This window comes from Thalassomonas sp. M1454, assembly GCF_007097525.1.
Taxonomy (GTDB): Bacteria; Pseudomonadota; Gammaproteobacteria; order Enterobacterales; family Alteromonadaceae; genus Thalassotalea_A.
The window spans coordinates 345,336-353,776 of sequence record NZ_VKDD01000003.1 but is presented as its reverse complement, the minus strand read 5'-3'; the positions used below and the strand labels follow the sequence as shown (position 1 = coordinate 353,776).

The following is an 8,441-nucleotide window of genomic DNA, read 5'->3' as shown; positions in this document are numbered from 1 at the left end:
CGTTCTAAACGAACGGTGAACGTATAAAAAGCAGCCTAATGGCTGCTTTTTTTGTGTGAAATAAAGGTGTTTAGGTAAGTGATATGTAATGTTTGTAATCTGCCTATGTTGTTGTATTTAAAGGGAATAGATAATTAATAGAAGATTTATAAATGTTTATTTGAGAGTAACTAGATTGCAGTGGTGGTTAAAGTCCTTTAATTATAGGGTAAGAAAAAATTTAAGCTCGCGTTAGCGCGGGTAATTAAGTTAATAACCCAGACGAACAATAATAAGAAACGTCATTAGCAAAGTAGGAAGAGAAATGAGTTTGACTCCAAAATTAAGAAAATTGATATACGGTAGTGGTTTAGTTGCTACTACATTATTAACCGGCTGTGGCGGCGGTGGTGGCGGTGGCTCTGCTACGCCTGAGGCACCAGCTAATGTTGCTCCTACTGTAGCTATTGCAGGAGCTAACCAGTCGCTTGAAAAGAAAACTATCGAAATGGCAGCAAATGCTAGTGATCTAGATGGTACAATCGCAAGCTTTTCTTGGTCTGTAGATAATCCTGCAGTCGAGTTAACTGGTGCAGACTCTGCCAATATTAGCTTTGTAGCTCCAAGTGTCGAAGAAAATTTGGAATTTGTTATAACGCTTACTGTTACCGATGATGATGGTGCAACAGCTACAAGTTCATTAGTCTTTACCAGTAAGCCAATTAAAAAGAGCCTTTTTATCCAAGGTTTAGTTAAAGATGAAAAAATTACCTATGCAGATGTAACTCTTGAAATTGGTGATGAGTCGTTTAATGTAAGAGCTGACAGCCAAGGTACATATTCTATTGACTTAGAAGTTGATGAACGCAACTTCGACAATTTAGTTAAAATTACCGCATTAGGTACTGAAGATAAGCATGCAGGTGTTAAACTGATTTCATTGCTTGAAAGTTTTAATACAGTAAAAGCAAGTGAAACGTCTCAAGAATTTGTTCTTGCTAATAACTATTTTGGTGTAAATGTTACTAACGTAACTACCGCTGAATATGTGCTATTAAAAAGATTAAACAATGGCAACGAAATAACTACTGAAGCACGTTTACATGAACTTCAACAGCTACTTGCTGCTGATTTTAAACAAATACAAGAGTTAGCTTCAGTTCTAAAGGTAGTTATTGATAACCCAGATTACGATTTACCTGAAGCAGTTTCTGATACTTTGGAGTTGTTGAACAACAATGAAGTTTATACTCAAGTTTTAAGTGAAATTAATAGTGATCCAGAGCTTATAGCAACTACTATTCTTGAGATTTGGGGTGACCACGATTTAGTTGAGTTTCCTGACACAGACGGCGACGGTATTTTAAATATTTGTGATCCAGCTAACCCAACACCAAATACTTGTGATCCTGATTTTGATAATGATGGTTATTTAAATGAAGTTGATTTTTACCCTCTTGATAAGAATAAATATGCACCAACTATTGGCGCGCTAACCTTTAGACCAGATCCTGGGAGAAATTCATCTAGATTTAGACACTGTATTACTTATACGGCTAATGTGGTTTATGGTGTCGATGGTTCCGATCTAGATGATACTTCTATTCTAGAAATTAAAGATCTAGATTGTAGTGAGTTTAAAGAAATGACTCATACAGATAATCTACAATATTTTACACACCTGAACTCTATTAGCTTCAAAAATGCTCAACTTACAGACCTTAGCGTGTTAGCAGAATTAACAAACCTGAAAAGCTTGTCAATTCAAAATATGCCTGAATTAGTAAATTTTGATTTTTTAACAAACTTAACTAATTTGGAAAAATTAGATCTAACAGGGTCAAAGTTTAATAATCTTGGTGCTTTAGTTGGTTTAACAAAACTTAGTAACTTAAATTTGAATGGTGCATTAGTGAGTGATTTAACGAGCTTATCTAGCTTAGTTAATTTAAATAGCTTAGATGTGTCATACACACAAGTTTCAGATTTAACATTTACAGAATCAATGACTAACTTAAGCTCTTTGTATGCACATAACTCAAATGTACAAACACTTCCTGATTTCACTAAATTAGTTAAATTAAATGATGTAAGTTTTTATGATAATAATATTGTTGATATCTCGCCACTTGCAAACTTAGTCGCTTTCACTTCATTAGATTTACACGGAAATAAGATTAAAAACCTTAATCCTTTGTCATCTTTAACTAGCTTACAAACGTTGAATTTAAGTGATAATGATATTAATTCATTGGCAGGCATTGAAGCTCTTACAGAGTTAACTTCGTTAAGTTTAAATATTAACCCTATTACAGATTTTAGTGCTCTTTCATCTTTAACTAAGCTTGAAGCTCTAAACCTCTCTGAAACTGGCGTATCTGATTTAAGTATCATCGAAGCTAGCACTGCATTAACTTACTTAGACGTTTCAAATAACACTATAGTTGAAACAGAAGTTGATCCACAAACACAAGAAGAAACTGTTACTGTGATTTCTTCTTTGACAGATGTTTCACCTTTGGCTGTGCACACTAACTTAACAACCCTGTTAGCCAATAATAATACCATTGATAATTTTAATAGTTTAAACACACTGATTAACTTACAAAGACTAAACCTGTCAGCTAATGAAATCGTTGAAGTTTCTGCTGTAGCTTCTATGGCCGCTTTAGAAAGATTGTATTTAAATGCAAATAATATAAGTGACCTTACTGATTTACTTGAAGCGACTACTTTACCACTTACATTACACATTGCTGGTAACCCACATTCATGTGAGCAGAATAACTGGTTAAAGGAAAAAGCAGAATCATTGTCTTTGGTTAGTGATTTTGTGGGCAACGAAGAATGTAAGGAGCCTGTGTTACGAGATGCGATTACTAATAAACCAGTGTCAGCTATTTTCAAAAGAGAAGTTCTTAATTTATCGCGCTCTGGCGGTTCAACCAATTTAGGTGAAATTGATATGGTAGCCTGTATTGGCGCAATGTGGAATGGTTATCCTCTATGTTGGGAGTCAAATTCAGCAACATCTAATACACCTGTTTGTAGTGCAGAAGAAAATGCAACACAGATGATTTGTAAGGATACTGGTTGGGATCTATATGAATACCCTGTAAACTCGGGTAAAAAATGGAAGATTGCTGAATGGTCATTAGAGTTTGATAGCTCAATTCCAGCAGGTAATGTGTTCAGAGATAGCTTTGAAAGACGTTTAATCTTAACTATCTTACATACAGACTATGCTCGTATATACAATGGCAACGGTGATGAATTTGATGTATGTCCATCAATTGGTGAAGGACAATATCAATGTACTATTACAGGCGATCACTTCGAGGGTGAAATTAGTTGGGTACAAGACTTCCCAAATGCTCACTTCCCTCGTTGTAGTGCTCAAGCTGGTAGTTCAATCGCAACTTGTACTCCGGGCGCATCTCCTGATGCATTGCTTAATGCTGCATATAATGGTGTGATCCCAGAGTTAGATGATAGTCAAAGCTTTGAAGTTGATTTTAGTAAAATTAGAATAGTTCCATTTTCTGAACGTTCAACACCTGTAGAGTGTGAAGACGATATATGTCAACCTTAATAGCTTGATAATTTATTAAATACAAATTAACAAACCCCATCATTTGATGGGGTTTTTATTTGGGGTTTATTTAACTACAGAGTTATGAACAGTAGCTTATAACTTTTTAAATTATATTTGTGTATATTAACTAGGTGCTCTGCTCACCGAATTTGTCACCATCATGGTAGGTGCTTTAATACCATGTTTTCTAAACTCTTTATTTACTCTTAAAGTAATATCTGTTTCTAGTGCTTTCTCGTATTTAGTATCAAGTACATAAACTTTTAAAGTAAGCTTGTAAGCAATAAAGTTATTGGTTAATACCTGGGTAATTAATACATTGATTGGTTTGTTTAAATAAGCAAATTTACTTAATGCCGCACATTCACGAATGGTCGATTGCGCTTGCTCTAAGTCTTCATCAATACCAATATGAAAATTAATCGCCACTTGCATATCTAACTCACCATAGTTACCACATGAAGTTAATTGCGTTAAAAACGTGTTGTTTGGAATAGTAATGACATTATCATCTAAGGTAGTCATTTTTACCGAACGTAAACCAATAGAGGTAACATCGCCGTACTCCCCAGAAAATAACACTCTATCGCCCACCTGAAATGGTCTATCGAACATGATGATTATGCCGGCTACCACTGACGCGGCTAAATCTTTCATGGCAAAACCAAAGGCTACCGCTAAAGTACCACCAAGGATTGCCAGCAATTCTTTACTAAACTCAAAACTCATCATTACCGCGGTTGTAATGGCAAAGAAATAGCTGAGGAATTGGAAAAACACTAAGGCTTTTTGTAATAGTAAACGGCGTTCAGCAAATACTTCACTTAAGTCATTTACTATGGTTTTAGTTACCTTTAATACCGCCCAAACCACAATAAATAGGATAACCGACATAAATAAACCAGCCGGTTTTACCACTTGTGCAAGGGTTGTGATCACTTGCAATTCTTCCTGATTTGGAATTTGTGCAAGTGCAGGGTTTGAAACCATCCAAGTTGTGAGAACTAGGAAAAAGGCTTTAATAAATTTTATTTTATTAGCTAACATGAATGCAGTCCTCTAGCGGGTAAGTAAGTTTTGACGAGCAAGGTATTTAGACACAGTGCGATACCACAGCCAGCTGACTTGATAACGACCATTAACTTGTTCAATGATGCCTTGGGCTACACAAGCGGCAATGGCACTATTTACCACTAAGCCATGTAAACGTAGGTTTTGAATAATGTCTTGCACACCACATCGACCAAATTGACTAATAACGCGCAGGACTAACAAGGTGTTAATTTCGAATGCTTCAATTATATGGCTGTCAGGGTATGAAGGTAGCTTAGCAATGAGTTTGTCATTATCTATGATTAATGAGTCAGCTAAAGTACGACAAGCGATTGCCGGATTACCATCAGCATAACCCCAAATAATACGGTATACGCCCGCCTTATTACGTTGCTCTATGGTACCGTCTTCAATATCGGCCAGTTGTCTTGGAATGATTAAATTACTGTAATCAATTTCAATTTCAGCCTCCAGACAGCGTTTATCAAATAATTGACAAATTTGCTCTTCAGACCATTTTTTCAATTCAATTTTCTTAGCAAAGAAACCTGTAGCAATACCTAAAGCGTTGAATAACTTCCACGAGCTACTAGTGTATGTCATTACCCATAAGCCCAGACCTTTGAGTTCATTAACCCAACCAAATAAGCGGCGGATTTCTCGTTGACCACTGGTATCAGGGGTAAGCATACGGTGACAATTATCAAGTAAGAATAGGTCAATCTCTTGCTCTTGTAGTGCCTTGATAATTTCAGAAGTTTTTACGTTTTCACTGTCAATACCAAGCTGCTCTTTAACTGACTTAATTACATCATCAAAGTCTTCATTACAGTTAACCACTAGCGATTTAGGGTATTGTTGAGTAATTTCCTTAAGTAAATGAGTTTTACCTATACCACGTTCACCAATAACGGCAATATGGCTACGCTCATCTGAGTTTGCCATTTTAACAATAGACTCAACCGGGCCTTCAAAAACAGAGTCAATTTGAGTGCCTAAACCATCAATGAATATTTTGCGTTTGTCATCATCTAAGCTGGCTAAGTCTTTACTTTTCTCAAGTAATTCACTGTTGTCGTTAAGTAGCTTTTTACGGTAAATCTCGGCTGTGATCCTACGGCCCGATTCAACTTTTGAAATTAAGCTTAAGAAAAACTTAGTTAAAAAGAAGTAGATCACGAACAATAGGGCAATGTTGGCATTGATAAAGCCACGCGAGCCGGTGCGAACTTCAATAAGTTTACGGATAAAGTTAGGTGTATCTCTTTCTTCATCGGCATAAGTAAAGCAGTCTTGGCGCCATTGAAAAATAAAGAATACGTAAACAGGCAATAATAAGATTAAGAAAATAGTTTCTAACCAGCTAAATATGGTGCCGTTGGCAATAAATATTGCGGTTAACTCGAACGAAAGCTTATACCAACCGCACCACCAAATAACCCACTTTAACGATGCTGATTGTTTTTTACTGATGCCTTTAAGGACATTTTGCTTACCGCGTTCAATCATCTTACTAACGAAGGTAAAAGCAAAGAAGGTAAGTGATAACCAAAGGGCGACAGTACCAACTACTTCAATAATAATTGGGATTTGTAGAATGTCGATATTAGCCAAAATAAAGTTAATAAATAATAACCATTCTAATGGCTTGCGAGTGTGTTCGAAGTACCATATAGCACGAGCAGCCTTCATTTTTAAAGCTGAACGAGGGCGCGATGACATGATCTTTTGGCGTTGTTCTGCTAAACCAGTTTTTGCCCACTTACGCCATAGCCTAAATACAATAATGGCAAACAGTAAAAAGCCGATATTAATAACTATATCTAATGGCGCTACTTCAAAGCGAGCAGGGATCTCTAAGGTACGTTGAAATGTCGCTTTAGTAATAATTAATAATTGTAGTTGTACATAGCTTGCTTCTAACTTAGCTTCGGTTATACCATTTAACTTACTGCTGGTAAGTAATGCTCTGAATTCTTCGGTTGCTTCATTAAAAATTTGTTGGCGCAGTAGATAGAAGTTTTTGATTTCACGTACGCGGCTGAAGATATCTTGAAATTGCGCATCATTTTGCATTTGACTCATTAGTTTTAAGTCAACACCATCGCTGTTCATTATGGCGTATAGCTGCTCGGTCTTTTGGGTAAGCACCGGTCGTAAACGAGCATATAACTCTTCGTAGTCATCAGCACTACGACTTAGGCTAGCGATTTTATCTTTTAAGTCGTAAAACTCGGCTTCAAAGCTCTCAAGGCTGTTCTCTTCTAATAAAGTTAAATCAACAGGCTCCGCTTCATTGGCAGTGACAGGCTCTTCAACGACGGCATTTTCATTTGCCTCTTGCTCAGGAGTTACTTCCAATAAAGCATCATCGGCTGACTTGTCTTGTGTATTGGACTCTGTAGGTGCTTTTTCAGGTGCTCCTTCAGATGTTTGGGCATTAGAGCTTTCATTTTGAACAGCAACAGTCTCTTGGGTAGCCGTTTCACTACTTGTAACTTCAGTCTCTGGCGCAATGTTTTCTTCAGCTAATACTTGTGGCGCAGCAAAAACATTTAACATTAGTACTAACATTAAACTGCTTACCGATAGAGCTGATAAGTAGGTCTTTTTAACCTTATTTACAATCATATAAATCTCTTAGACATTTCTTCTATGTTCACATTATGGTTTATATGGCTAATTTATCTAGTTAGAACATGTAAAATTTGTTAGTAAAATGTTATGCGCTACAGTGGCTTAGAGTTTGGATGAGTGAATTTTAGGCATAAAAAAACTCGGTATAACCGAGTTTTTAGAAGAAATTTTAATTAGTGTTTTTATTTATAATAGCTTAAACACTTTTCAACTTCGTTTTTAGAGCCAAGAATTACCTCAACACGCTGATGGATGTCAGTAGGCTCTATTTCCATGATTCGTCCTGTGCTGGTAACACTTAAACCACCCGCTTGCTCAACTAAGAAGCTCATTGGGTTTGCTTCGTACATTAAACGTAGCTTATATGGCTTATTAGGATCTCTGTTATCACTTGGGTAAGTAAATATACCGCCACGAACTAATAGTCTATGTACATCACCAACCATAGCCGCAATCCAGCGCATGTTAAAGTTTTTCTCTCGCGGACCTTCTTTACCTAATAATAAATCAGCGATGTAATTTTTCATTGGTTGCTGCCAACTACGCTGGTTTGACATATTAATAGCAAACTCTGCTGTATCTTCAGGTATTTTAACGTTACGTTCAGTAAGCATGTAACTACCGTGAGTTTTATCTAAGGTATAAAAATGAGTACCTTTACCCGTAGTAAGCGCTAACACTGTTGATGGACCATATAAAACATAACCGGCACATACTTGTTTAGTACCAGGTTGTTTAAACATATCAGGATCAGCAGCTTTCATGCCTTCAGGCGCTTCCATAATAGAAAAGATAGTGCCAATTAATGAGTTAATCTCGATGTTCGAGCTACCATCAAGAGGATCAAATGAAACAATATATTTTCCTGTTTCGTGTCCTGCTACTGAAGTTTCTTCTTCTTCTGATGAAATTGCTTTTACAAAACCAGATTCTAAAGTGATATCTTTGAACAATTGGTTAGATACCACATCTAACTGCTTTTGTATCTCACCTTGAATATTTTCATCTAAAGTGGAACCTAATACCCCACTTAATTGACCTTGACCAACACGGAAAGAGATTTCTTTGGTGGCGGCAAGGATGGTTTTGATAAGAGAAATAAGGTCTAGAGGAACATTGTCTTCGCGTAGGGCTGGTGCAATTCGTTGCATTGTAATACCTAAGGTTTTGTAATTTT

The 8,441-nt window shown here is 36.4% G+C and carries 4 protein-coding genes; 1 reads left to right on the top strand and 3 read right to left on the bottom strand.

Annotation, left to right across the window (positions count from 1 at the left end; all coding sequences use genetic code 11):
* The first annotated feature begins 304 nt into the window (after positions 1-304).
* Positions 305-3,571: a leucine-rich repeat domain-containing protein gene (locus tag FNN08_RS09875; protein ID WP_143585251.1), complete on the top strand. Its 3,267-nt coding sequence runs from the start codon at positions 305-307 to the stop codon at positions 3,569-3,571.
* A gap of 126 nt (positions 3,572-3,697) precedes the next feature.
* Here FNN08_RS09875 and FNN08_RS09870 read toward each other — a convergent pair whose 3' ends face one another.
* From FNN08_RS09870 to FNN08_RS09860, 3 genes are all read right to left on the bottom strand, one after another.
* Positions 3,698-4,621, bottom strand: a complete 924-nt coding sequence (locus tag FNN08_RS09870; RefSeq protein WP_221931783.1) for a mechanosensitive ion channel family protein — start codon at positions 4,619-4,621, stop codon at positions 3,698-3,700.
* A gap of 12 nt (positions 4,622-4,633) precedes the next feature.
* The gene (locus FNN08_RS09865; RefSeq protein WP_143585249.1) at positions 4,634-7,258 is read right to left on the bottom strand and encodes an ATP-binding protein; all 2,625 of its coding nucleotides are present in this window, start codon (positions 7,256-7,258) and stop codon (positions 4,634-4,636) included.
* 188 nt (positions 7,259-7,446) lie between these two features.
* Complete coding sequence (locus FNN08_RS09860) at positions 7,447-8,415, bottom strand: class 1 fructose-bisphosphatase (protein ID WP_143585247.1); 969 nt, start codon at positions 8,413-8,415, stop codon at positions 7,447-7,449.
* Between the last annotated feature and the right edge of the window lie 26 nt (positions 8,416-8,441).